This is a genomic window from Sphaerisporangium album (assembly GCF_003323745.1).
In the GTDB taxonomy this organism is placed as follows: Bacteria; Actinomycetota; Actinomycetes; order Streptosporangiales; family Streptosporangiaceae; genus Sphaerisporangium; species Sphaerisporangium album.
In genome coordinates, this window is sequence record NZ_QOIL01000017.1 from 179,740 (window position 1) to 206,301 (window position 26,562).

Genomic DNA, 26,562 nt, shown 5'->3' on the forward strand with positions numbered 1-26,562 from the left:
TACGTGGGCGCCGGCACCCGGTGCGGCTCGTCGCCTGCCCGGCGCGGGTGGCAGTCCTGCCAGGGGACGTGACCGCCCGAGGTCCAGTGCTCGGCGAGTTCCCGCAGCCGGTCCGCCCGGAACAGCCGGACGCACGCGTCGGCGTCGAGGCCGTCGCCGGACGCGTCGGCGTCGGCCGTGCCGGAGTAGCCGTCCGCACCCAGGTCGTCGCCCCGCGCGAACGCGGCGAGCCCGGCCCGCAGTGCGGCCAGGTCCGTGACGACCAGCGCGAGTCGCACGGGGAGGGCGGTCCTGCCGACCTGCGAGGTGTAGGCGAGGTCGGCGAGCGAGACGTCGGCGGCGTTCGTACGTGCCGCCCCCGGCCGTCCGGCCGTAGGCCCGGGGACGTCGGCAGCACGATCAGGACGCCCGGCCGCAGAGCCGGGGAAGTCGGCCGCGCGATCGGGACGCGCGGCAGTGGATGCGGACGCGGACTCCGGCGCGGCGGAGGTGGACTCCAGCGCGGCGAGGTCATCCACCGTGCTGTCGAGCGTCAGGGCGGGGCCGCCGTTCAGCTGGAGCAGTGCGGCGGCGTCCAACCCGAGGTCGCCCAGCGGCTCGCGGGTGTCGACCTGGTCCGCCGGAATGCCCAGCAGCGCGGCGACCCGCTCGGCGGCGCGTGGGTGGGCATCCGGACCCCGGACGTCCTCCAGGAACGAGACGTACGCCTGCGCGTACTCGCGCAGGGCGTGCCGGCTGCGGGCCGAGAGCAGGAAGAGGCACGGTCCGTCGCCCGATGAGGCGGCGGGCTCCCCCGAGAGGACGTGCTCCTCAACCAGGATGTGCGCGTTCGCGCCTCCGGCGCCGAAGGCGCTGACGCCCGCGCGCCGGGGCGTCCCACCGGCGGGGCGGGGCCAGGGGGCGAGTTCGCGCTGGACGTGGAACGGCGTGTCCGCGAAGTCGATGCGCGGGTTCGGCTCGTCGGCGTGCAGGGACGGCACGAGCCGCCGGTGCCTCATCTGCAGCAGCACCTTGGTCAGCCCGGCGATGCCCGCCGCCCCTTCCAGGTGCCCGATGTTGGACTTGACCGAGCCGATCGCGACGCTCCCACCGCCGGACGTGGTGAGCGCCTTGCGCAGGCCCTCGACCTCGATGGGGTCGCCGAGGGACGTGCCGGTGCCGTGGGCCTCGACGTACCCGATGGTGGACGGATCCCAGCCCGACCGCCGTACGGCCGTGCCGATGAGCGCGGCCTGGGACGAGGGGCTGGGCACGGTGGCGCCGCTGGTCCTGCCGGTGTGGTTCACCGCGGACGCGCGGATCACGCCGTAGATGTGGTCGCCGTCCCTCCTGGCCCGGCAGAGCGGCTTGAGAAGGACGGCCCCGACCCCCTCCCCCGGCACGTACCCGCCGGCGTCCTTGCCGAAGGCGCGGCACCGGCCGTCGGCGGACAGGAACCGGCCCTGCGCGAGCTGCAGGTACTTCTGCGGGTGCACGGTGACGTTGACCCCTCCGGCCAGGGCGAGGGTGCACTCGCCGCGCCGCAGGCTCTCGGCGGCCATGTGCGTGGCGGTGAGCGACGAGGAGCAGGAGGTGTCCAGGGCCAGGCTGGGGCCGTCGAAGTCGAACGTGTAGGAGACCCGGTTCGGGATCGCCGCGTGCATGGCCGGCGGCGCGACGCCGCCCTCGCCGCCCTCGACCATCTGGTAGTGGTTCCACATGACCCCGGCGAACACGCCGACGCTCTCGCCGGCCAGGGCGTCGGGCGGGTACCCGGCGTCCTCCAGCGTGTGCCAGCAGGTCTGGAGGAAGAGCCGCTCCTGCGGGTCCATCCGCTCGGCGTCGCGCCGGGAGATCCCGAAGAACGCCCGGTCGAAGCGGTCCACCCCGTCGAGGAAGCCGCCCCACCTGCCGTATGTCCTGCCCTCGCGGCCCGGTTCGGGGTCGTAGTAGGCGTCGTGGTCCCATCGCCCGGCGGGGACCTCAGTGACGCAGTCGCGGCCGGCGACCAGATTGCGCCAGAAGGCGGCGAGGTCGGGCGCCTGCGGGTAGCGTCCGGCGAGGCCGATGATCGCGATCGCGTCGTCACCGGGCTCCGGGCGCTCGTCCGGCTCGCCGTGACGCGCGCCCGCGCGGCCCGGGTCGGAGAGCGGACGGTCGATCGCGTTGGCCGGTCCGGGTGCGGGGAGCACACCGTCGAGGCGGTCCTCGTCCCCGTGCAGGACGACGAAGCCGGTCCCGGAGGCGGCCAGGCCGCGCGTCAGCACGCCCAACCCGTCGGCGGTGGGCAGAGGCGTCATACCCGTGTCGCGCCGTGACCTCTCCAGCGCGTCCGCGCCGATGCGCATGCCGCCTTCGGCCCAGTACGGCCAGCCGATGGCCAGCGTCACGCCCGGACGATCATGGCGCCGCGCCCGCCGCCGCGCGAAACCCTCCAGATAGGCGTTGGCGTACGCGTAGGCGGCCTGCCCGGGGTTGGCCCGGGACGCGGCGAGGGAGGAGAAGACGAGGAAGAAGTCGAGGTCGTCGTCCTTGGTGGCGGCGTCGAGGTTCGCCACTCCGAGCGCCTTGGGCGCCACCACGGCCTCGACGTCGGCGGCCTCCTTCCGGAAGTACAGCCCGTCGCGCTGCACCCCCGCGCAGTGGATCACGCCGTCGATCCGGCCGTACCGCTCGCGTACGGAGGCCAGCGCGCGTTCGACCTCGCCGGCGCGGGCCAGGTCGGCCCGGATGCCCGCGGTCCTGCTGACCACGACCGCGCGGGCACGGTAGTCGTCCTCGAGATGCCGGGCGACGAGCCGGCCGATGCCACCGGAGCCGCCGGCGATCACGTAGACGCCGTCCTCCTTGATCGGGACGGTTCCGTGGCCGAGGTCCTGCCGGACCCAGCGCCGCACCAGGCGTGCTCCTTCCCGGTAGCGGACCTCCGGTTCGGCGGACGCGTCCCGCACGGCGCGCGCCAGGCTTCGGGCGTCCGGCATGGTGTCCAGGCCCACGCTGCGACATCGCACCAGCGGGGTCTCGGCCGAGATGGTCCGGGCGAGCGCGCCGACCGCGTCGTGCGCGGGCTCCGGCTCGACGTCACGCGAGCCGTGGACGAACGTGAGCGTCACGGGCCTGCGCGGCTTCCGGCCGACGATCGCACAGGCCAGCGACCACATCGTCAGGCAGGTGTCCACTCCGTCGTCGCCGAGGGTCCCGAGCACCGCGAAGTGCCGGGGCAGGTCGCCCGTGCGGGACAGGTCGGCGAGCAGCGTCTCGGCCTGGCCGCGGCTGCGCGGATCGAGCCGGTACGCCCGCTCGCCGGTCTTCTCGAACTCCGGGCCGGGCTCGACCCGGACGAGCCCGCCGCCGTACTCCGCCACGTCCCCCAGGGCGCCCGCAGGGGCGATCAGGACCAGCTCCCCAAGTTCGCCGAGTCCCCCGAGCTCGCCAGGCTCCCCAAGTTCGCGGCGTCCCCCAAGTTCGCCCCGTCCCTCAAGCTCCCCAAGCTCGCCGAGTCCCCCAAGTTCGCCCGGTCCCCCAAGTTCGCCGGGCTTCCCCGGTTCCCTGAGGTCTCCGAGGTCCCCGCGGCCGGCCTCGGCCTCCTCCTGCCGCACCCAGACGTCGCGGTAGCACAGGGTCCGCGTACTCGCGGCGGCGGCGTCCGGCCCGGGCGCCTCACCGGACGCCCCCGCGGGGCCGTCTTCGCTTCTCGCGTCCCGGCTCTCGTGCGGTTCCAGCGCCTTGTCCAGGCCCTCGTACGTGGCCGAAAGGTGGGCGGCGAGGCTGTCGATATCGCTGTACTCGAACAGCAGCGTCGGGTAGAGCCCCTGCCCGACCAGGCTTTCCAGTTCCTCGCCGAGCCGGACGAGCGTGACCGAGTCCAGGCCGAGCTCGTAGAAGCCCACTCCGGTGGGCACCTCGCCGGGACGCCGTCCGAGCTGGCCGGCGACCATGGCCCGTAGCCGCCCGACGAGCCCCTTGGAGGCCGCACGGCCCCCGTCCGCGCGCGCGGACAGGGTCTCGGACGTATCAGTCCTCGCCGCCCCAAGCTCGGACATTTGGGACCCCGACGTGCCGGACCCGGACGTCCCAGAGGTGGGCGCGTTGATGTCGAGGAGCTTCTCCATCAGACCGGGGTGCCTGATGCGCTTGCAGGACAGGCCCGTGAACCCGGCGACGAAGCGGCCGCCCTCGTCGTAGAGGCCGTAGTCGTTGGTGATGACGTCGCCGGAAGGGGCGAGCGTCTCAGGGCGCGGGGCGTACACGTGGAAGGCGTCGCCGAGACGCTCGGGCGCGCGGAACTCGCGGACGTAGACAGGGATGAACGGCTCCTCGCCCGAGGCGCGGGTCTGTCCCAGGCCCGCGATGGTGGAGGCGTCCAGCGCGGCCGGATGCAGGTGGAAGCGCTCGTGCCCCGGCTCGGGGGCGGTGAGCCGCAGCTCGGCGAGCAGGTGGCCGCGGCCGTGGTAGAGCCGCCCGGCGCACTTCATGGCGTCGCCGTGCCGGATGTCCTCGGCCCGGGCGCGGGCGTACAGGTCCTCCATCTCGCCGCGCCTCTCCGCGCCGTCCTTCAGCGCGGACACCTCGATCGGCCCGGGCGGCTCCCGATCGGTGAAGGCCAGCGTGCCGGAGAGGTTGCGCCGCCAGGCGGACAGCGGCGTCCCGTCCCTCACCCAGCGGCTCTCGGCCAGCAGCGCGTGCTCGCCGTCGCGCGCCTCGCCGACGACGACGCGCAGCTCACGGTCGGCGTGCTCGCCGGTCGCGACGGCCTCGGTGAAGAGCACCTCGCGGAGGATCGCCCGGCGGTGGTCCCATCCCGCCGCCGCCAGCGTGCGGTACACGAGGTCGAAGAAGACCACGCCGGGCATGACGGACACTCCGTGCACGCGGTGGTCACGCATGATGAACTCGGAGTGCTTGAGCAGGGTGTGACTCTCGATCGCCGCCATATGTTCAGGCACCCCTTTTCGCGCGGTCGCCGTTCATCGTGAGTTCCAGGTCGAGGATCGAGAGAGGTACGCTCGGCCGCCCCGTCCGCTCGGCCGGCGTTCGCGCCTTCCGCGCCGCTTCGGGCTTGTCGTACCAGAGCCGCCTGCGGTCGAAGACGGGCGCCGGCCGGGGCTCACGCGGAGGCGGCGCCCCGTCGCGCATCCGCGGTTCCAGTTCGCTCAGGACGAGGTGGGCGTTGGTGCCGCCCAAGCCGAACGAGCTGACCCCGGCGACGCGCGGGCGCCCGCCGGAGGGCCAGTCGCGCGTCTCGGTGCTGGGATGGAACGGGGAGGCGGCGAAGTCGAACCGGGGGTTGGGCCTCTCGCACGAGAGCGTGGCCGGGATCCGCCCGGACTCCACGGCGAGCGCGGCCTTCAACAGGCCCGCGATGCCCGCGGCGGTCAGCGTGTGCCCGATGTTGGACTTCACGCTGCCGATCGCGCAGACGCCCGTCTCGGCGGTGGTCTCGCGGAACACCTCGGTCAGGGCGCGCAGCTCGATCGGGTCGCCGATCAGCGTGCCGGTACCGTGCGCCTCGATCAGGCCGATGTCCCGCGCGGTGCGGTCCGCGCCCGCCAGGGCCCGGCGTACGACCTCGGCCTGGGCCTTGGGGTTGGGCGTGGTGATCCCCATGGTGTGCCCGTCGTTGTTCACCGCGACGGACTCGATGACGGCGTGCACCCGGTCGCCGTCGGCGAGGGCGGCCGCGAGCGGCTTGAGCAGGACGACGCCGCAGCCCTCGCCGGGGACGAAGCCGTCGGCGCGCTCGTCGAACGTGTGGCACCTGCCCGTCGGGGACAGCGCCTTGGCCGCGCTGAGCTGCAGGTAGTCGTTCTCGTCCAGCAGCACCTCCACGCCGCCCGCGAACGCCATCTCGGCCTCGCCCGCCAGCAGGCTCTGGCAGGCCAGCTTCACGCCGACCAGCGCGGAGGAGCAGGCGCTGTCGACGACGAGGTTGGGGCCGCGCAGGTCGAAGTGGTGGGCCACCCTGGCCGCGATGAAGTTCTGGTCCGCCGCCAGCCCTCCCGGGCGTACGCCGGCGCGGCGTCCGTAGTCCGACATCCTGGCGCCCATGAAGGCGCCGAGGTCGCGTCCGCGCAGGTCCGCCCGGTCGTACCCGGCGTCGGTCACGGTCGTGGCGCAGCACTCCAGGACGAGGCGGATCGCCGGGTCCAGGGCCCTGGCCTCGTCGTCGGTCATGCCGAAGTAGGCGGGGTCGAAGTCCTCGATGCCGTCGACGAACGCTCCCCACTTGCTGATGCTTCGGCCGAGCGCGGGCTCGGGGGCGTAGAGGACGCGGTGATCCCAGCGCGATTCCGGCACCTCGCGCACCGCGCAGGCTCCTGACAGCAGGTTGTCCCAGAAGGTAGAGATGTCGGGGGCGTCGGGCAGACGGCACGCCATGCCGATGATCGCGACCTTCCCGTCGGTACCGGCCGGAGTCCCCGCGCGCCCACGGCCCGCCGTCAGCACCCGAAACCCCGCAGCCGCCCCGGCCTCGTCCCCCGGCCCGCCCTGAGTGCGCGTGACGGGCTCGGGCGCACCGTTGACCTCGCCGCGCCTACTGGTCTCGTCGGCCGTGCCGACCTGACCGAGGCCGACGGGGTCGCCGGCACCGGTGACCTGGTCGCGCCCGGCGTCTCCTTCGGCCACGGTGAGCCCGCCGAGTCCGTCGCTTCCCTGCGCCATGGTCGCCTGGCCAGGCGTTCCGGGCGCGGTCGTCCCGTGGACGCCCAGGTGCTCGCGTAGTTCGTCCAGGGTCGGGTGGTCGAGCAGGGCCGAGGGCTCCAGGCTCCGGCCCAGCCTCTCCTCGATGCGCTGGACCAGCTCGGCCAGCATCACCGACTCCACGCCCATGTCGCCGAACTCCATCGTGGGGTCGAGCGCGTCCAGGGGGATGCCGAGCGTCCGGGAGAACAGCTCCGCCAGCCAGTCCGGGCCCGGCCTCGGCTCCGCGGTCCGAGCACGCCGGGGCGCCGTCCCCGACGCGGCCTGCGACCGGGTCTCGGCCGGAGTCCCGGACAGGGGCCCGGGCGGCTCCCCGGACGGGGCCTGCGATGAGGCCCGTGAGACGGCGAGAAGCTCCTCCGGGTCGGGCATGCCGTCCTCGGGCGGGCAGGGCACGACCGTGGCGCCGAGCGGCAGGGCCAGCACCCGGTCGAGCACCCGTAGGCCCTCGTCGTCCCCGATGGTCGCGATGCCCACGGAGGCGCAGGCGTTGGGCCTGCCCCGTGCCGCGCCGGACTCGCGCCACTGCGGCCAGTCGATGGACCTGAACTCGGAACGCCCGGCGCGTCGCCTGTGCCCGGCGTACAAGTCCAGGAAGGCGTTCGCGGCGGCGTAGTCCGACACCCCGGCCGCCAGCCGGGGGACGGCGGCGCTGATGGAGGAGAACATCACGAAGAAGTCGAGCCTGTCCCGCGCGCAGGCGTCGGCCAGGACCTCCAGGCCGCCGGTCTTGGGAGCCAGCACCGCCTCGATGTCCTCGATGTCCTTGTGCGCGAGCGCCGGGCGGCCCTGGCTGCCCCGCCCGGCGCAGTGGACCACGCCCGCGACGCGCCCCAGGTCGTCGCGCACGGCCGCCAGGAACGCCGTGACGTCCGCGCGGTCCGTCAGCGGGCCCGTGTGCACCATCACCGTCGCACCGGCCCGCTCCAGCGCCCGCACGCCCTCGACCGCCTCCGCCGTCGCGGTGGAGTGACCGTCCCTGCCCCGTCGGCCATTACCGGCCGCGTCCCACTCGTCGCGGGGCGGTAGCGGCCGCTCGCCGAGCAGCGCGAGTTTCCTGGCGCCTCGCGTCACGAGGTGCCGGGCCACCAGCGCGCCCAGGCCCCGGGTTCCGCCGCTGATCACGTAGACGGCGTCGGGGTCCGGCCGTGGCTCGGCGTGGGGAGCGGCGAGCGGGCGCAGCCGAGGACGGTACCGCTTGCCGCCCCGGTGGCAGATCTCGCCGTAGGGGCCGGTCGTGGCCCACTCGGCGAGGACGGCCCCGGCGTCCGGACGGTCGGTGTCGAGGACGGTGGCCGCCACTCCCCCGTACTCGGCCGCGAGCATGCGGACGAACGAGGCCATACGCGCCCCGGCCAGGCTGGGCGGGGGGCCGTCCAGGTCGAGCAGGCCGCGGGTCACGTGGAGCACCCTGAGGTCGGCGCGGCCCCCCAGAGCCCGCTGGAGCAACCGAAGCCGGTCCAGCTCCCCGGACGGGTCGGTGCGCCCGAGATCGCACAGGTCGATCCATCCGACCAGGTCGGCGGGCAGATCGAGGTCCGCCCGGGGCTCAGGCGCCAGGACGGCCCTGTCCCGGCCGAGCGCGCCGGCCACCTCTTCGGCGAGCCCCCGCGATGCCTCGTCGCACAGGCACAGGACGCTCCCGGCGGCGCCGGCACCGCCAAGGCCGATGCCGCCGGCCCAGGTCTCGGGCAGGCCCTCAGCCTCGGCCCAGACCTTCTCATAAAGCGGAACCTCGGCCGGCCGCTCCCCCGGCACCGTCCTCCAGCCCTTCTCAGAGGCCACGGCGGGGGCCTGCGGGGCCGGGGCGGGGACCGGGACCCAGCAGTGCATTCGGGTGAACGGGTAGGTCGGCAGGGCCACGATCCGGGCGGGGCCGCTGCGCCGCCGTTCCCAGTCCACATGCCCACCGGTCACCCAGTGGTGGCCCAGTGCCCGCAGATCGGGCGAGAAGTCCCGCCATGACGCCGGTTCGCGTCCCTCGTCACCCGCGGTGGCCCGGCCGCGCAGGACGCCGGCCTCCTCGCCGCGCGCGAACCGCTCAAGCCGGTCGCACAGCTCGGCGAGGTCGGTGACGACCAGGGCCAGGCGCTCGCGCAGCGGTTCGCGGCCGACCTGGAGCGTGTGGGCGACATCCGCCAGGCGCGGTCCCCGCTGCTCGTCGTAGGTGCGAACGAGGTGCGCGGCGAGCGCGCCGGCGGACAGGTCCGTGCGCGTCTGCCCGGAGGCGATGCGGCGCAGGTCCCGCACGAGGGCGGCCGAGTCGACCGGGTGACGGCCGCGGCGCAGGAACTCGGCCAGCCGGACGCACACCGCGCGCAGCCGATCCTCGTCACGCGCGGACAGAACGACCAGCTCCGGGCCGGCGTGACCCACCGTGGCAGCGACCCCGGCATCGCCGAGGCCTCCGTCCCGCTCCTCGCCTGCCCGGCCGTCTTGGTCACCGCCCACGACCGCGTCCCGTTGGGCCGCGTACTCCTCGATGATCGCGTGGGCCACCGTGCCGCCGGCGCCGAACGAGCTGAGGCCCGCGCGGCGCGGGCCGCCGTCGCGGCCCTCGGGCCAGTCGGACAGTTCGCGCTGGACCCGGAACGGCACCCGCGCCCAGTCGATGTTGGGGTTGAGCTCCTCGGCGTGCAGGGAGGGCACGAGCCTGCGGTGCCGCAGCTGTAGCACGATCTTGGTGAGCCCGGCGATGCCCGCCCCCGCCTCGCCGTGCCCGAAGTTGGACTTGATCGAGCCGATGGGCACGCTGCCCGGCTCCAGCCCGGCGTCCCCGAATGCCCGCGTGAGCGCGTTCGCCTCGATCGGGTCGCCGAGGTCCGTGCCCGGGGCATGGCACTCGACGTAGCCGATGTCGGCGGCCTGGAGTCCCGCGTCCGCCAGGGCCCTGCGCACGACCTCGCCCTCCATGACGGGGCTCGGCACGACCCAGCCGTTCGTCCTGCCCGTGTGCAGGACGGCGGTTCCCCTGATCACGGCGTGGATGCGGTCGCCGTCGGCCCGGGCCCTGGCCAGTGGCTTGAGCAGGACGGCTCCCGCGACCTCCGCCGGGACGAACCCGTCGCCTCCCGCGCCGAAGCTGCGGCAGACTCCGTCCCCGGCCGACATCTTCATCCGCGCCTGCTGGATGAACTTGTTCGGGTGCAGGGACAGGTTGACGCCGCCGACCAGGGCCAGCTCGCACTCGCCCTGGCGCAGCGCCCGGACCGCCAGGTGCAGCGCGGTCAGCGACGAGGAGCACATCGTGTCGATCGACATGCTCGGGCCGGTGAGGTCGAGGTGGTAGGAGACGCGGTTGGCGATGCCGGCGGGCGTGGCGCCGGTGTCCTGCGGCGAGCCGAGCAGGGTGTTCTCGACGCCGAAGTACGGGTACTCGTTGTGCATGACCCCCGCGTAGACGGCGACGTTCGAGCCGTGCCGCGCGCGCAGCCGTGATCTCGGGTATCCGGCGTCCTCAAGGGTCTCCCAGGCCACCTCGAGGAAGATGCGCTCCTGCGGGTCCATCAGCGCGGCGTCGCGCGGGGTGATGCCGAACAGGAACGGGTCGAACTTCTCGACGCCGGCGAGGAAGCCGCCCCGCATGAGGTCGGCGGACCGGTCGTCACGGACCCGCTCCGGCGGTACGCGCGTGGTGGAGTCGCGGCCCGCGGCCAGGTTCTCCCACAGCGCGTCCAGATCGGGCGCGTCCGGATACCGGCCCGCGATGCCGATGACCGCGATGCCGTCGGCCATCGCGTCCGCCATCACGTCCGCGTCCGAGATCACGTCCGCGTCCGAGATCACCTCCGGGTCCGAGATCATCTCCGGGTCCGGCACGACGTTCAGCTCCGCGCCCGGCACCGCTGCGGGGCTCTCCCCGTTCGACGGCCGCGCGGGCGCGCCCGGGGTGTGGCGGTGGGTCGTGACGCGTTTCGCGAGTGCCGTGGCGACGCCGGCGAGGTCGGTGTGCTCGAAGAAGAGGGTGCGGGAGCGTTCGCCGAGGTCCTTCTCCAGGCGCGCGTTGAGCCGGGCCACGATGAACGACGTCAGCCCGTAGTCCTCCAGCGGCACGTGCGGGCTCAGCCGGTCCGCCGGGATCCCGGACGCCTCGGCGTAGATCTCCTTGAGGTATTCCCACAGGTCGCGGCCGTCAGCCCTCTCCGTCGGCTCGGCGAACCCGGCGGAAGGACCGGATCGCTCGTGATCAGCGGGTCCAGCCGGGACGCCGGACCTCGTCCGGGGCCCGGCATGGCCGTGGTCAGAGGTGGCCCAGATCCAGTACGGCTCCCGGATCCAGTACGGCTCCGCGGCGAACGGATACGTCGGCAGGGGCACGCGTGACGCGGGCGTGGGCCAGTAGTCCTCCCAGGTCACCTCCTGGCCAGAAAGCCACGCGGTGGCGGCCTCGGCCTCCGTGCCGGGCCGCTCCCCGGCGTCGGCGCGTGGGGCTTCCACGACGCCGGTGGCGAGCGCCGCGTGACGCTCGCCGGCGAGGTGGGCCCGTAGCCCGTCCCGGAGTCCGTCCAGGTCGGAGCAGGTGACCGCCAGGCGGTGTGCCAGAGACGCCCGGCCCGTCTGGGTGGTGAACGCGAGGTCGGCGAGCGCCGGGCGGGCGTCCGCGTCCAGCTCCAGGTGGTCGAGCAGCCGCCGGGCCGACACGCGCAGCTGCTCGTCCCCGGCCGCCGACAGCAGGACGGCGTGGGAAACCCCGTCGGGACGCGCCGGGACGTACCGCTCATGCCGCGCGGGCGCGCGGACCAGCGCGTGCGCGTGGGTGCCCGTCGCGCCGAAGGAGTTCACCAGAGCGATGCGCGGCTCGTGCTCCCAGACGCCGAGCCGGTCGGCCACCTCGATCGCCGCGCCGTCGAGTTCGACCAGGGGGTTGGGCCGATCGGACATCAGCGTCGGCGCGATGCGCCCGTGCCGCATCTGCAGCAGCACTTTGGTGAGCTGGGACATCCCGGACGCGGCCTCCAGGTGGCCGATGTTCGGCTTGACCGTGCCCACGGCGACCGGTTCCTCCCGATCCCCGAAGACCCGGGTCAGCGCCTCCACCTCGGCCGCGTCGGCGAGACCGGCCCCGGCGGCGGCGCACTCGACGTAGCAGACGTCGCCGGGGTCGACCCCGGCCCGTTCCAGGGTCCGCCGCATCGACTCGGCCATGGCGTCGGCGCTGGGCGCGGTGAACCGGCCGGCGCGACCCGCGTGCGCCGTCCAGGTGGCCTGGACGATCGCGTGGACGACGTCGCGCTCCCGCACGGCGTCGGCGGCGGGGCGCAGCAGCAGCGCGCCGGCGCCCTCGCCGACCGTCCAGCCCGGGTTGTCTGCGTCGTAGGCACGTCCGGCGGGGTTATCGGCGAGAAGGCCGAGCCCGGCGAGGACGCCCGTGTGGTACGGGTCGGCGACCAGGTTGACGCCGCCCACGACGGCCGCGTCGCACTCGCCGCGGCGCAGGCTCGCCGCCGCGAGGTGCAGGGCGGTGAGCGCCGAGGAGCACGAGGTGTCCACCGCGATGCTCGGCCCCGTGAAGCCGAAGAAGTGGGAGACGCGGTTGGCTGTCTCGGAGGAGGTGGCCGAGACGACCGCGTCACCGCCCTCGCGCCAGGCGGCGGCCCCGGCGTGCTGGTAGTCGTGCCACATCGATCCCACGAAGACGCCGACCCGCGGCGCGGCGCGGCGCAGGGACGCGGCCGTGTGGCCGGCGTTCTCCAGGCACTCCCACACGCTGTGCAGCAGGAGCCGGAGCTGCGGGTCCAGGGTCCTGGCCTCCTGCGGCGAGATGTGGAACAGCAGGCTGTCGAACCGGTCGATGTGGTCGAGGTAGCCGCCCGGCACGCCGCCGCGCGCGCCCGGCACGATGGAGGAGACTCCCGAGCTGAGGTTCCGCCAGAAGGCGTCCAGGTCGCCGGCGCCGGGGTAGCGGCCGGCCATGCCGATGACCGCGACGCCGTCCCCGGGTCCGTCGTTGACGGCCGACGCGGCGCGGGCGGCCCGGCCCGCGAACGGCGGCGTCTCGCCCGTCTCGGACGCCTGCGGCGGGTGGTCGGCGGGACCGCCCAGGAACGCCTGGAGGAAGCGGTGGCCGTCGTCCAGCGCGAGCCGGTCGCGGAGCGGTCCGAAGCTCACGTCGCCGATCGGGCACAGGCCGACGCCGCACGCGGCCTGGCCGCTCATCAGGAGCTGGCCGAGGTAGCCCGCCTCCAGGGTGAGGTAGCGCAGGCTCTGCTCGCCGTACAGGGGCTCGATGGCCTTGGTCTGGCCGACGAGGTACAGGCTGAACCCGGCCCGGTCGTACACCGGGCGGTTGTAAACGAAGTGGACGGACCGGTCGAGGTCCGGACGGTCGTTGACGAGCTGGAGGACGTGCTCCCGAGGGTTGTAGTAGTAGACGCCCTCGGCGATCCCGTCCACCGCGCCACGCGTGACGTGCACGTACACCTGGACGGCGTAGGTGTCGCCCGCGGACGGGTAGAGGTGGCGCTCGCGTCCGCCGGCCGAGGTCTCGCGCAGCAGGCCGAGCAGCCTGCAGAACGAGCGGTACGGGATCGGACCGGGGCGGAACTCGCGCGTGCTGGACCGCCAGGCGTAGTGCTCTTCGGCCACGTCCAGCCGGTCCAGGCGGATCAGGCTGGCGTCGGGTTCCATCGGCCGCAGGTTCCACGCCGCTTCCTTGAACCGCGCGCGGTCCTCGGGCGAGAAGAACTCGACCGCCCCGGGCCCGTCGTCCGACGCCGCCTCCGGTCCGCCGGGTTCCGCCGGGCGGGAGGAACGTGCGTGGGCGCGGGGCTCGGGCTGTACGACCGGCTCCGGCGGCGCGGCGCCCTCCGGCGGCCGGACGGGCTCGGCTGCGGGGGTGGGCGACTCGCCGGGGACGGTGCCCGCGACGATCGCCGCGATCGCGTTGACCGTCGGGTCGTCCAGCAGGGACGAGACCGGGACGCGCCGCCCGTGGCTCCTGCGCAGGGCCTTGGAGACCTGGACCATCGTGAACGACGTCGCGCCCTGGTCCCAGAGGTCCTGGCCGGGGTCGACGGCGGGGACGGCGAGCAGCTCGGCGAACAACGCCGAGAGCTCCTCCACCAGCTCGGACGGCGCGGCGGCTTCGGCCGGCTCCGCCGACGCGCCCGCCTCGGCCGCTCCGGCCGTCTCGACGCCCGGCTCCGGTTCGTCCACCGTGACCGAATCGTCGGCGGCTTCCGATCGGCTCGCCGCGACCGGTTCGCCCGCCGGCAAGGGGCCGGTCAGAGGCCAGGGCAGGGCGTCGCGGTCCAGCTTGCCGTTGGGCGTGGCCGGGAAGGTCGGGACGAAGGCGATGTGGTTGGGCACCATGTACGCGGGCAGCGTCTCGGCCGCGTACGCGCGAAGATCGGCGACGGACGGGGGCGGCGCGGTCTCGGCGATCACGTAGCCGACCAGCTTCCGCTCTCCCGACGGGTCGTCGCGGGCCAGCACGACGACGTCCCCCACGCCCGGGTGCGAGCGCAGCCGGTGCTCGATCTCGCCCGGCTCCACCCGGAACCCGCGGATCTTGACCTGGGTGTCGGCCCGGCCGAGGAAGGTGATGGTGCCGTCGGGGAAGTAGGCGGCGCGGTCCCCCGTCCGGTACATGCGTTGTCCCGGCTCCCTCGCGAACGGGTCGGGGACGAACCGCTCGCGGGTCAGCTCGGGCTGGTTGCGGTACCCCAGGCTGAGGCAGTCCCCCGCGATGAACAGGTCGCCTTCGACGCCGACCGGGCAGGGTTCGAGGTCCTCGTCGAGGATGTAGTACCGGCAGTTGTCGATCGGCCTGCCGTACGGGATGCTGCGCCACTCCGGGTCGACCTCGCCGACCTCGAAGTAGTTGGACCACACGGTGGCCTCGGTCGCGCCCCCCAGGCTGACGATCTTGGCGCGGGGGAACAGGCCGCGCACGGCGCCGGGCAGCGGCAGCGGGGTGTAGTCGCCGCTGAGGAAGACCAGGCGCAGGTCTCCGGTGCCCTCGGCGCCGCGCCGGTCCGGGAACAGCGGCGCGAGCTGGTTCAGGGTGGTGGGCGCGGAGTTCCAGAACGTGATCGGCTCGGTGAGCAGGACGTCGAGCAGCATCTCGGGGTCGCGCTGCTGCGCCTCGTCGGCGACGTAGAGCGAGGCGCCGCGGCCGAGGAGGCCGAAGATGTCGAACACCGACAGGTCGAAGCCGAGCGAGGTCACGCACAGCCCGACGTCGGAAGCGTCGAAGCCGAAGGTCCGGTCACACCAGCTGAGCAGGTTGAGCAGCGGCCGATGGGTGACGGCGACGCCCTTGGGCCTGCCCGTGCTGCCCGAGGTGAAGATCACGTACGCGAGGTCGTCGGCGGTGTTCACCGGCTCGGGGTCACCGGGCTCCCCGGCGCCGAGGTCGAGGTCCAGGTCGAGGACGCGCACGTGGTCCGGCACGGCCCAGCCGCCGGTCCCCGAGCAGGTCAGGACGATGTCCGCGCCCGCGTCGTCCAGCATGACGCGGGCACGGCCGTCCGGGAGCGCGGGCTCGACCGGCAGGTACGCGCCGCCCGCCTTGAGGATGCCGAAGACGGCGGCGACCATGTCGGCGCCGCGGCACAGGCGGACGCCGACGACGGTCCCCGGCCCGGCGCCCATCTCCTTGAGCCGCCAGGCGATGGCGTTGGCGCGGCCGTTGAGCTCGCCGTAGGTGGTCGTGCCGGCCCGGGTGCGGACGGCGACCGCGTCCGGCCGCGTCCTGGCCCGCTCCTCGAACAGCAGGTGGACGGGGCGCTGCTCGGGGACCTCTCGGGCGGTGTCGTTCCACTCGTAGAGGATCGTGTCCCGATCGGGCCGCCCGGCCTGCGGGACGGCGTCCCGGTCGGCGAGGCGTCCGGCCTGCGGGAACGTGCCCCCGCGGGCGCGGGGTCCCGCCTGGGGAACCGGGTCGCCGTCGGCGGCTCGCCGGGCGCGCAGGGCCTGCTCGAACGCGTCGAACAGGTCGGCGAGGCCACCGCCGGGGAACCCGGCCTCGACCGCGTCCCAGAAGTAGCCGAGCCGCCCCCCTTCCCTGACGACGATGCAGTCCAGGCCGACGTCCGGGGTGTAGGTCATCCAGGGGCCGGGCTCCACGCCCTCCGGGAGGGGATGGCCGGACAGGTCCAGTGTGCTCGTATAGACGACGGGGAAGCCGTACGCGCGCCGCCGCCGCTCCTTCATGACGATGCCGCGCAGCGCGCCGAGTCCTTCGAGGGTGCCGTGCTCGGCGTCGGCCTCGATCTGACGGCGGTAGGCGTCCTCCGCCTCCGCCGCGTGGTCCGCGTCCGCCGCCTCCGCCGCGTCCTTGGGACGGCCGGGCGTGGTGACCCAGCTCAGCGCGGTGAACTCGCCAGGTCGGCGGGGCTCGGACTCCGGGGTCCAGCGGACCACGGCGACGGTGAACGGGTCGGTGAAGCGCGAGGACAGGGCTGCGGTCAGCGCGGCGAGGACGGCCTCGTCGGAGATCTCGGCCCCCTCGCTCTCCTCGATGCTCCCGCTCAGCCGGATCCGGGGCATGGGCGGTGAGCTCAGCGGGGGGCCGGGCGGCATGCCGTCGAACCGCTCCGCCCAGTAGCCGTCGTCGCGGACGGGAGCGGGGACGTGCTGCCCGGCCGGCGCCGGTTCCCGGATATGGGCGCCGGGGTCGGTGTAGAGGCGGAACAGCTCACGCAGGACGACGTGAATGCTCCGGCCGTCGAGCACGGTGAGGTCGATCGCCACGTGAACCATGCCGTCAAAGCCGCCGAAGCGGTCAAGGCGGTCGCGGCCGCCGCCGTAACCGTCCCGGCCGCCGCTGTACCCGTCCCGGCCGCCGCTGTGCGCGTCGCGGCCGTCGGCTCGGCCCGTGCGGGACACCCGCAGGTCCCACTGCGGCCAGCGGCCCAGCGGGTAGGCGTTCGCGGCCATCTCGTCGGGGGCGACGGCGTCCACGACGGGGATCGTCCAGGTCTCCGGCGCCCTCGGTCTGGTCCGCAGCCGGCCGTCGTGGGTCACCTCCGAGCGCAGCGCGTCGTAGGCGGCGACCAGGCGCGTCCAGGCGGCCGAGAGCCGGTCCACGTCCAGGTCGCGGACGTGGAAGCTGTGGTAGACCTGACAGCCGTCATAGGCGCACGAGCCGTTGGCGCGGGCGACGTAGTACGCCTTCTGCAGTTCGTTCAGCGGCCCCTCCACGGCGTCCCCGTCGGCGGCGAGGACGCGCAGTGAGTTGACGAAGGCCGCGAAGACGACATCCAGCACGCCGGGCGCGAACCGGTCCGGCGTCACGTCCCAGCGGAACCGCAGGTCCCCCCCGTGCTCCCACATCTGGTGGTCGAGCGCCACGCCCGACGTGCGGCTCAGCGCGTACGTGACCGGGGGCACGGCGTCGTCGGGCCGGGCGTCCAGCAGGCTCGTGAACACCACGGGCAGGGGCGCGCTCACCGCCGGCACCTCGGCGCGCAACTCGCGCGTGACCGCGACGCCGGGCACCGACGCGTGCCCGAGGTCACTCCACAGCCGGTGGTGGACCGCGCGCACGGCCTCGTCCAGGGGCTCGCCGAGCGTGGTCTCCGCGGGGAACACGGCCGTCGAGGTGAACGGGCCCACCACCTCGTCGACCTCACGGGGCAGCCAGGCGCGGGCGGTCGTCGTGAGCGCGAGCGAGAACGGCTCGCCGTCCGCGCGGGCGAGCGCCTCGGCGAAGAGGGTGAGCACCAGGGAGGTCGGGGACACCCCGAGATCGGCGGCGACGCGCCGCAGGGAACCCCATTCGTCGGGCGACAACGCGCCGGTCATGGCCACGCGCCTCAGGCCCTCCGGGCGTCCGGCTCCGGTCACGGCCGCGCGCCCCAGGCCGTCCGAACGCACCGGCGCGGCCGTGTGCCGCAGACCGTCCGAACGCGCGGACGTGGCCGTGTGCCGCGAGTCGTCCGGCGGTCCGGACGAGGCCGTGCCCGGTGAGCCGTCCGGCCGTTCGGAGGCGATGCGCGGGCCTGGCGGCATGCCGTCGAGGCGCCGCCTCCAGTAGTCCAGGTCCGCGCTGTACCCGGCGCTGCCCCGGTAGGTGTCCAGCGCGGTCACGCAGTCCCGGAGCGAGACGGGGGCGCCGGTGAGCTCGTGGGAGGGGTCGCGGTAGCAGCGCCACCAGTCCCGCAGGATGACGTCCAGCCCGCGCCCGTCGGTCACGCTCGCGTCGATGCCGAAGTGGACGGTGCCCGGGAGGGTCACCTCGACCGAGAACGGCGGCCACACACCGGCCTCGTAGACGTGCCGGGTGAGGCGGTCGCGAACGCCCTCGGCAGAACCGTCGAGGACATCCTCGGGCGAAGCGTCGCGGACGTCCTCGGGCGAACCCTCATGGACGTCCTCGGGCGAGCCGTCGTGGACGGGCAGTGTCCAGTCGGGGGTGTGTTCGAGCACGCGCTGGGTGCCGTCCTCGCCGATGACCAGGCGCAGCGCGTCATGGTGGTCCACGACCCGACGCCAGGCGGCTTCGAGGCGCGCGGGGTCGAGCCCCTCGACCCGGAACTCCCGGTACACGTGGCAGCCGACGGGGTCCTCGGTGAGGTCGCCGTCCTGGCCCATGAGGTACGCCTGCTGGAGGGGGGTGAGCGGGAACGGCTCGAAACGATCGCCGGGACGCGCGGTCACGACGGGCCCGGCCGGCTCGCCCTCGCGCGGGGTGCGCCGTCCTGCCGTCTCCCGGCCACCTGGCGCGGGCGGCGGCGGGCCCTCGGCGCCCAGTTCCCCGGCTATGCGCGCGGCGAGCTGGGCCGGGGTGGCGCACTCGCCGAGCCGTTCGACGGGAAGATCCAGCGAGAACTCGCGCTGGATCTCGAACCACACCCGCACCGCGGAGATCGAGTCCAGCCCGTGGTCCCGAAGGACCGAGTCCGGGCTCAGCTTCGCGTCGCCGGGCAGCACGTCATCGAGCAACCGGACGACCGTCTCAAGGACACTCACGTTCGACTCCATGGCCCTCCTCCCGCTTCCCGACGCTACGGACGCGGCCCGGTGCCGCCTGCTCAAGACTGAGCAGTCGCCCCGATCGGGCCCGGTTAGCTTCGGGGCCATGGCGAAGGCGTGGATCGCGGGAGAAGGCCCGAGGGCGGACGCGGAGGTCAGGCTGTTCTGCTTCGCGCACGCGGGGGGCGGGGCGGCGCTGTTCCGCAGGTGGGACGAGCATCTGGCGCCGTCGGTGGACGTCTGCCCGGTCGTCCTGCCCGGGCGCGAGAGCCGTCTTCGCGAGGCGGCGTACGACAGCATGGACCGGCTCGTCGGCCCGCTGTCCGACGCGCTGCGGCCGTACACCGACCGGCCCTACGCCCTGTTCGGGCACAGCATGGGCGCCGCCGTGGCCTGGGAGGTCGCGCGCAGGCTCGCCCGCGACCCCGCCGGCGTCCGCCTCGGCGGTTCCGCGCGGGAGCCGGTCGTCCTGTTCGTGTCCGGGCGGCGGGCCCCGCACCTGCCCACGAGCCGCCGCCGCTTCTGTGACCTGTCCGAGGACGCTCTGCTGGCCGAGCTCGGCAAGCTGAACGGCACCCCCGCCGAGGTCATGGACCAGCGCAACCTGCTGGACGTCTTCCTGCCGACCCTGCGCGCGGACTTCACGCTCAATGAGCGGTACGCGCCGCTGCCCGGCCCGCGGCTCACCTGCCCGGTCTCGGCCCTGCTCGGCGACGCCGACCCCGAAGTGGACCCGGACGAGATCGCCGCCTGGCGCGACGCCACGGACGGCGGCTTCACCCAGCGGGTCTTCGCCGGCGACCACTTCTACCTCAAGGGCCCCCGTCCGGAGGTCCTGGACGCCCTCCAGGAGGATCTCGACCGCGCCCTGCTGTCGCCATTCGTCCGCTGAACACGCTCTCTCGCCGGGCCCTGTATACAGTTTCACGGCGGCCGTGAGCGCGCGGGCGCGTCGTTCCCCCTGGTGGCTCACCGTTTACGGTCGCCGATAGTGCGGGGCCGTCATCTGCGCGCATGCGCGAAACAGGCAAGTATCTTGCCATCTAGACATGGAGCTTCCATAGTCGTCAAGGATGGCTGTCACCCCCCATCAGGCAGCCGCATCCATCGGAGGTCTCCATGACCGCACCGCAGTACCTTCGGGGTCGCCTGCCCCGAGTGCTCCTCACGACCGGCGCCGCCACGGCCCTCGCCGCCGCGCTCGTCGTGGCCCAGCTCGGTGGCGCGATCGGCCCCGCCTCGGCCGCCGTCGGCACGCCGATCACCGGCATCGGCGGCAAGTGCGTCGACGTCGCGGGCGCGAGCAGCGCCAACGGCACCCGCGTCCAGCTGTGGACGTGCAACGGAAGCACCGCCCAGCAGTGGACCGTCGGGACGGACGGGACGATCCGCGCGCTCGGCAAGTGCCTCGACGTGGCCGCCGCGTCCACCGCGAACGGCGCCAAGGTGCAGATCTACGACTGCAACGGCACGGGCGCCCAGCGCTGGACCGTGACCGGGACGCAAATCGTCAACGCGGGCTCCGGCAAGTGCCTGGACGCGACGAACGGCAGCAGCGCCGACGGTACCCCGCTGCAGATCTGGGCGTGCTCGGGCGGCCCTAACCAGCAGTGGTCCATCGCCGTGTCCCCCACGCCGACCCCGACCCCGACGCCGACCGGCACCACCTCCCCGGTGCCACCCCGTCCGGGCGTCGGGCCGTGCGTGCCGGGCACGACGTACGGCAACCCGCTGCCGTCCCCCACGGTCACGGCGGCGAAGATCCGGGACGGCTTCAACTTCCTGGAAGGCCCGGTCTGGGACGCCACGACGCAGACGCTGCTGGTGTCGAACATGTACGACGGGACCGGCCCCCAGGGCGTCCAGCCGGCGGACATCCTGCGGTACACCGCGCCGAACACCTTCGACATGTTCATCGCGGGCGCGGGCAGCAACGGCCTGGCCCTCAGCCGGGACGGCGGCTCGATCCTGGCCGCGACGCACGACCAGCGCAGCGTCTCGTCCGTCCGCCTGCCGGACAAGGTACGCGGCGTGGTGGCGGCGAACTACCAGGGCAAGGCGTTCAACTCGCCCAACGACCTGACCGTGGGCGCCGACGGAACCGTCTACTTCACCGACCCCAACTTCCAGCGCGCCAACCGGCCCGACCAGATGTCCGGCCGCACGAGCGTCTTCCGGGTGAAGAACGGCGTGGTGTCGCTGATCGACGACACGATCAGCCAGCCGAACGGCATCGTGCTCTCCCCCGACGGCAGGACGCTCTACGTCGGCGGCAACGGAACCGGCAAGGTCTACAAGTGGCCGGTCAACGCGGACGGCAGCACCGGGGCGCGCAGCGACTTCGCCTCGCTGAACGGGTCGGACGGCGCGACGATCGACTGCGCGGGCAACCTCTACCAGGTCTCCTACAACGACGGGAAGGTGCACGTCTTCTCGCCGGCGGGCGTGGAGCTCGGCACGATCTCGGCCGGGACGAACAGCACCAACGCGGCGTTCGGCGGCCCCGACGGCAGGACTCTGTTCATCACCTCAGGGACGGCCTCGCGCGGCGGCAACACCGGCAACTTCGGGCTGTACAGCGTGCGCCTGAACGTGCCGGGATGGCCGTACTGACCCTCACCGGGCACCCGTCCGGCGCAGGCGGGCGTCGAGCACGCCCGCCGCGCCGGACATCAGCCGTTCGGCGATGACGTCGACGTGCCGGTCGCGCCAGTCGGCGAGGCCGATCGTGGCGGCGTACCGGTTGAAGGAGCCCATCGCCGGGCCGCAGTGGATCTGGTAGTCGACCCGCCGGCCGGGCACGCCCTCCAGGGCCAGCCTGATGGAGTGGACGAAGTACCAGCGGAAGACCAGCGCCATCTTCCGCCGGGGGTCGTCCTGCGCCCTGGACAGCTCGGCCGGTCTGCGGGCGGCCAGGTACGCGCGGGTCTCGTCCCAGACCTCCTCGAAGGACCTGCGGAAGTACCTGTCCTGGATCGTCCGCCGGGTGTCCGGGTCCAGCTCGTCCAGAGAGCCGTGCCGCCGGTAGAGCTGGTACAGCTTGTTGGCGCGCGCGGGGAACAGCGTGCCCTTCCTGGCGACCTGCACCCGCGCGCCCAGCTCGAACATGTCGCCCGCCGGGGCGTACGCGGTGTCCTGGACGTCGAGCCCGGCCAGCATGTCCTTGACCTCGCAGGACGTGCCCGCCTCGGGCGAGCACTGGTTCACCGAGCCGGTGACGACGAAGTCGGCGCCGAGGACGAACGCCGCGGCCGCCGCCTCGGGGCTGCCGATGCCTCCAGAGGCGCCGACGCGGATCGGCCGGGCGTACCCGTGGCGGGCCGTCTCGGTGTCGCGCAGCTCGACCATGGCGGGCATCAGCGCGTAGGGAGACCGGCCGTCGGTGTGGCCCGCCGAGTCGGCCTCGACGCAGACGTCCTCGGCGACCGGCAGGGACGAGGCCGCGTCCGCCTCGGCGGGGGTGAGGTCACCGCGCTCGACGAGGCGGCGCAGCACGGACTCGGGCGGCGGGGCCATGAACGCCGCCGCGACCTCGGGCCGTGAGACCTTGGCGAGCACGCGCCGCACGGCCACCGGCCGCCCGGACGCGTCGCGGTGGGCGCCGGTGAAGCGGTAGCGGACGAGGGGGGCCGTGACGTGGGGATACGCGGCCGCCTCGACGTAGCGGACGTCGTGGCGGAGGTAGAGCTCGACGGTGTCGCGTTCGAGGCCGTCCTCGTCGAAGCCGTAGAGCAGGTTCATGCCGAAGGGGGCGTCGGGGCCGAGCCCGCGTCTGATCGTGTGGATCGCGTCCTCGATCTCGGGCAGCGTGAGGCCGCCGGTGCCGAAGAAGCCCATCAGGCCCGCCTTGCCCATCCTGATCACCAGGTCGGTGGAGGCGATGCCCTTGAACATCGACCCGGCGAGGTAGGCGTAGCGCAGGCCGTAGTCCTCGCGGAAGGCGCGCGAGCCGAGGGACGCGGGGTCGCCCGCCCGCTCGGACGCGCCGCCGGCCCCACGGAGGGACGCGCCCGGCGCCGCGCCCCTGGACCTGCCTTCCCCGGACGCGCCCTCCCCGGACGTCCCCCGGCCCGGCGCGCCCGCGTCCGCCATGCGTGCAGCCGGCATGCGCGTGTCCGGTGTCCGCGTGTCCTCCTCGGGCGCCGCGACAGGGTACCTGCGCGTCACGTCCCACAGTTTGGTGAGCACGTCGCCCGGCCCGATCTCCTCCAGTTCGTCCACGCCCCGCGCGAGCAGGTACCGCATGCCGTCCAGCCAGCGCACCGGGCCGTCGATCTGCCGGCGCAGCGCCTCGGCCATCGCCCCGGCGACGTGCGGACGCCCGGTGACGTTGGCGATGACCGGAACCTCCGGCTCCGCGAACCGGACCTCCTCCAGCGCGCCCGCGAAGGCGTCGGCGGCGTCCCTCATGTACCTGGAGTGGAAGGCGGTCCGGACGTTCAGCGGCACGCATTTGCCGCCGATCTCCTGGACGGCCCCGGCCGCCGACGCCAGGGCGTCCTTCGGCCCGGCGATGACCACCTGCTCGGGCGAGTTGTCGTTGGCGACGTCCACTCCGGTGCCGTCCAGCAGTTCTTCGAGCCGTTCCCGGGGGACGCCCAGCACGGCGGTCATCGTGCCGCCGGTCGCCTCGCCCATCAGCTCGCCGCGCCGCCTGACCAGCCGCAGGCCGGTCTCGAAGTCGAAGCAGCCCGCGGCGAACAGCGCCGCGTACTCCCCCAGGCTGTGCCCGGCCAGGTAGTCCGGCCCGCCGCCCTCCTCGCGCCGGGCGAGGTAGCTCAGCGCGTCCACGGTGTACAGCGCGGGCTGGACGTACCGGGTGTCGCGCAGGCGCCGGGTGTCGTCGCAGAGTTCCCTGATCGAGTACCCGAGGATCTCGTCCGCCCGCGCGCACAGGGCGGGGTAGCGGTCCAGCACGCCTCCCATGCCCCGGCGATGAGAACCCTGCCCCGGAAACACCCACACGACGGACATCGGCCGCAATCCTTTCTAACGCTCCCAGGGGAACCGCTTCTCCGCCGCGTAGTCGGTGAGCCGCCGCCGCACCTCGGGCGCGGACATCAGGCGGCCGAACTCCTTGACCGCCGTCGCCTCCACCTCGTCGGACAGGATCCACATCTCGCGGAAGTAGGACTTCATGTCCCGGATGATCGATTCGTCCAGCTTGGTGAGCCGGTACGCCAGCCGGTTGACCAGCGCACGGGGGTCGTCGGCGACCGCGTCGACCAGGTGGAACCGCTCGGCCTCGACGGCGGGCACCGGCTGGGTGCTGAAGGTCATCGTGTACGCCTTCTGGAAGCCGGCCCGCCGGATCAGGAACGGCAGCACGCAGCACGGCAGCAGCCCCCACAGGGCCTCGGGCAGGCTGAACGCGCTGCGCTCGCTCGCGTACACGAAGTCGCTCGCGGCGGCCAGCCCGACCCCGCCACCGGCCGCCCGCCCGTCGACCTGCGCGACGACCGCGCGCGGGGTCGTGGTGAACCGTCTGAGCAGGCCGAAGAAGGCGGCGCCGCCGTCGGAGGCGTCCTGCCCGGCGGCGCCCTCCAGGTTCAGGCCGGTGCAGAAGACGCCGTCGCCTCCCTCCAGGATCAGGATGCGGCAGTCAGGCTCGCCCTCGGCCTCGTCCAGGGCGTCGTGGATCTCCGCGATGGACCCGGCGTCCAGGGTGTCGCGGATCTTCAGCCGCAGGATGACGGACATCGTCGTCAGCTCCATCTGTATTCGCGGTGGAAGTCCGCGATCCGGTCCAGGACGAGCAGGCCGCGGCCCTCGAACCGGTCCTCGAACAGAGCCCCGTACGGCTTGGTGTCGAACACCGCGTCGCGCACGCCGAAGATCCGGTCCGCGCTGAGGTCGGTGATCACGTCCAGGTCCTCGACGGTGATTTCCTGGCGTTCGGCCAGCGCCCGGCCGATGTCGCCGGTGGGCCGGGCTCCGGCGGGGACGACGCCGCTGTAGAACTCCGAGGCGCAGCCGGAGCCGTACGAGAACAGGCCGATGCGCCGCGGCTCGGCGAACTCCCCGTGGTCCAGCAGGGAGCACAGCGCGAGGTACAGGGCCGCGGAGAAGGTGTTGCCCACCCGCATCCCGTACGCGAGCGACGGGACGACCCGGGCGGAGAAGTCGGCCTCGATGTCACGCGCGCCGAGGCCCTTCTGCTTGCGCAGCAGCATGCGGTGGGCGCCCTTCACCATGCCGGCGAACGGCGTGTGCATGGCCAGGTAGGCGAAGGTGTCCACGAGGTCGGCCCCGGCCACCCGCCGCTGGTACGCGGCGAAGCTCTCCTCGGCGCACCGCATGTACGCCAGCAGGGACAGGTCCGGGTCGACGGAGTCCAGGTCGTGGCGGGGGCGCAGCGTGTCCATCACCTCGAAGGTGTGGTAGCCGTTCGCCCCGAGGTCGAGTTCCAGCACGTTCGCGTCGTGGCTCACCAGCATGGCGACCGCCCCGGCGCCCTCGGACGGCTCCCAGTAGGACGCCTTGGCCGTGGCGCTGGCCGCGTCGGTGGCGACGGCCAGCGCCTTCACGCCGGGCACCGGGCTCGACCCGACCATGCCGGCGGCGGTCTGCAGGGCGGCCGTGCCGCCGTAGCAGGCGTGCTTGACCTCGAACGAGCGGCAGGACGGGCTGAGGCCGAGGTGATGGTGGACGTAAGTGCTGATCGGCTTGCCGAAGTCGAGCCCGGACTCGGTGCCGACGACGAGCGCCTCGATCCGGCCGCGCTCCTCGGGCGTCAGCGCGTCGACGAGAGGCTTGGCCGCGTTCACCGCGTTGGTGACCGGGTCCTCGCACGGCAGGTTGACCGACCGCTGCTCCATCATCAGGTTCGCGAACCGGCTCAGGTCCAGGCCGCGCGCCCGGAACATGCCGCGCACGTCCAGGAACGCCCGGCCGGCGTAGGCGCCGACCGCCTCGATTCCCAGCGCCATCGGCTAGGGCCTGTCGGCGAAGTGGGGCACCATCACGACGTCGTTGATGCTGGTGGGGACGAACAGCCGGTCCCAGCGGCCGCCGCCCTTGGCCGCGGGCACCCGCTCGGGGTCGTAGACCTCCTTGTGCATGCCCTCGCTGCGGTCGACCTCTTGGACGACCCGGTAGTCCTCCAGGTCGCGCAGGTGGATGAGGCAGTGGATGCGGTCCTGCTGCCCCCAGGTCTGCTCGTAGACGAACGCGGTCGCCTGGCCGGGGAGGGCGTCGTTGACGTACGTCGACCAGTCGTAGAGGAACCGGCGGCCCTCCTCGCGGAACTCGTACCTCACGTCGCCGGTGCGCAGGACGATGGCGCCCGCGTTGGCCGAGTTGAGCTGCCGCCCGGGCGGCTGGGTCGTCTGGTGCGTGGCGGGCGGGACGAACGACTCGCGCCGCTCGCGCGGGTCGGTGGGGTGCTCGTCGTGGCCGACGTTGGCGAAGCCGTGCTGCGGGCACATGATCGTCTCCCGCAGGCTGCCGTAGACGAACATCTTCTCCCAGTTGCCGCCGCCCTTCTTGGGCAGCCGGTCCCGGAGCGAGATGTCCTGGAACGCCGCGTCGTGGTCGACCATTTCCAGCAATCTGCTGTACAGCTCCGGCGACTTCATGTGCACGAACCAGTGCACCCGGTCGCGGACGCCGAACACCTCCTCGTACAGGAAGGTCGTGGCGACGTCGACCTGCGCGCGGTTCATGTAGTTCACCAGCTCGACGCTGAAGTCACGGCCCTCGGCCGCCATCTCGTACTCGAGCTGCCCGGTCCGGTGGATGACGATCCCGGCGTTGCCCGAGTGCAGCAGGCGCTCGGGCGGCAGGGTCGTCTGGTACTGCGCCGACCTCGGCGACCAGGCATCCGTGTCCGTCATGACATCCCTTCCGCTGAGTCGGATTCCGTACTCGAATGTCGCGCACGCGCCCCGGCCCGTCCGCTCAATGTTGAGCAGGCCCGCCGTTTCCGTGGAGCGCGGCCGCGTCACTCGACGGGGACCCCGG

8 protein-coding genes (1 of these 8 only partly in view) are annotated in these 26,562 nt (G+C 73.6%); 2 read left to right on the forward strand and 6 right to left on the reverse strand.

What is annotated here, in order from left to right; all coding sequences use genetic code 11:
* Both DQ384_RS42370 and DQ384_RS42375 read right to left on the reverse strand, forming a co-directional pair.
* Positions 1–4,913 carry the start of an SDR family NAD(P)-dependent oxidoreductase gene (locus tag DQ384_RS42370; protein ID WP_220183166.1) on the reverse strand. Its footprint begins 19,327 nt before the window's first position, so the window shows 4,913 of its 24,240 coding nt (coding positions 1–4,913); the start codon lies at positions 4,911–4,913; the stop codon falls past the left edge of the window.
* A gap of 4 nt (positions 4,914–4,917) precedes the next feature.
* Positions 4,918–18,597 carry an amino acid adenylation domain-containing protein gene (locus DQ384_RS42375; protein WP_220183167.1) on the reverse strand — a complete coding sequence of 4,560 codons (13,680 nt, stop codon included), beginning with the start codon at positions 18,595–18,597 and terminating at the stop codon, positions 4,918–4,920.
* Positions 18,598–18,706: 109 nt separating this feature from the next.
* On the opposite strand from DQ384_RS42375, the gene DQ384_RS27910 reads away from it, so the two are divergent.
* Both DQ384_RS27910 and DQ384_RS27915 read left to right on the forward strand, forming a co-directional pair.
* Positions 18,707–19,492 carry a thioesterase II family protein gene (locus DQ384_RS27910; protein ID WP_114031839.1) on the forward strand — a complete coding sequence of 262 codons (786 nt, stop codon included), beginning with the start codon at positions 18,707–18,709 and terminating at the stop codon, positions 19,490–19,492.
* A 227-nt stretch (positions 19,493–19,719) separates the two neighbouring features.
* Positions 19,720–21,213: a lectin gene (locus DQ384_RS27915; RefSeq protein ID WP_220183168.1), complete on the forward strand. Its 1,494-nt coding sequence runs from the start codon at positions 19,720–19,722 to the stop codon at positions 21,211–21,213.
* Positions 21,214–21,216: 3 nt separating this feature from the next.
* Here DQ384_RS27915 and fabD read toward each other — a convergent pair whose 3' ends face one another.
* The 4 genes from fabD to DQ384_RS27935 are packed head-to-tail and all read right to left on the reverse strand — an operon-like array spanning position 21,217 to position 26,435.
* A complete protein-coding gene (gene fabD, locus DQ384_RS27920; RefSeq protein WP_114031840.1) occupies positions 21,217–23,574 on the reverse strand; it encodes an ACP S-malonyltransferase in 2,358 nt (785 codons plus the stop codon).
* 15 nt (positions 23,575–23,589) lie between these two features.
* On the reverse strand, positions 23,590–24,300 hold the full coding sequence (locus DQ384_RS27925; protein WP_181871456.1) for an enoyl-CoA hydratase-related protein: 711 nt from the start codon (positions 24,298–24,300) through the stop codon (positions 23,590–23,592).
* A 5-nt stretch (positions 24,301–24,305) separates the two neighbouring features.
* Positions 24,306–25,529, reverse strand: coding sequence for a hydroxymethylglutaryl-CoA synthase family protein (locus tag DQ384_RS27930; protein WP_114031842.1), 1,224 nt, complete (start codon positions 25,527–25,529; stop codon positions 24,306–24,308).
* A 3-nt stretch (positions 25,530–25,532) separates the two neighbouring features.
* On the reverse strand, positions 25,533–26,435 hold the full coding sequence (locus DQ384_RS27935; protein WP_114031843.1) for a DUF6039 family protein: 903 nt from the start codon (positions 26,433–26,435) through the stop codon (positions 25,533–25,535).
* Positions 26,436–26,562 lie beyond the last annotated feature (127 nt).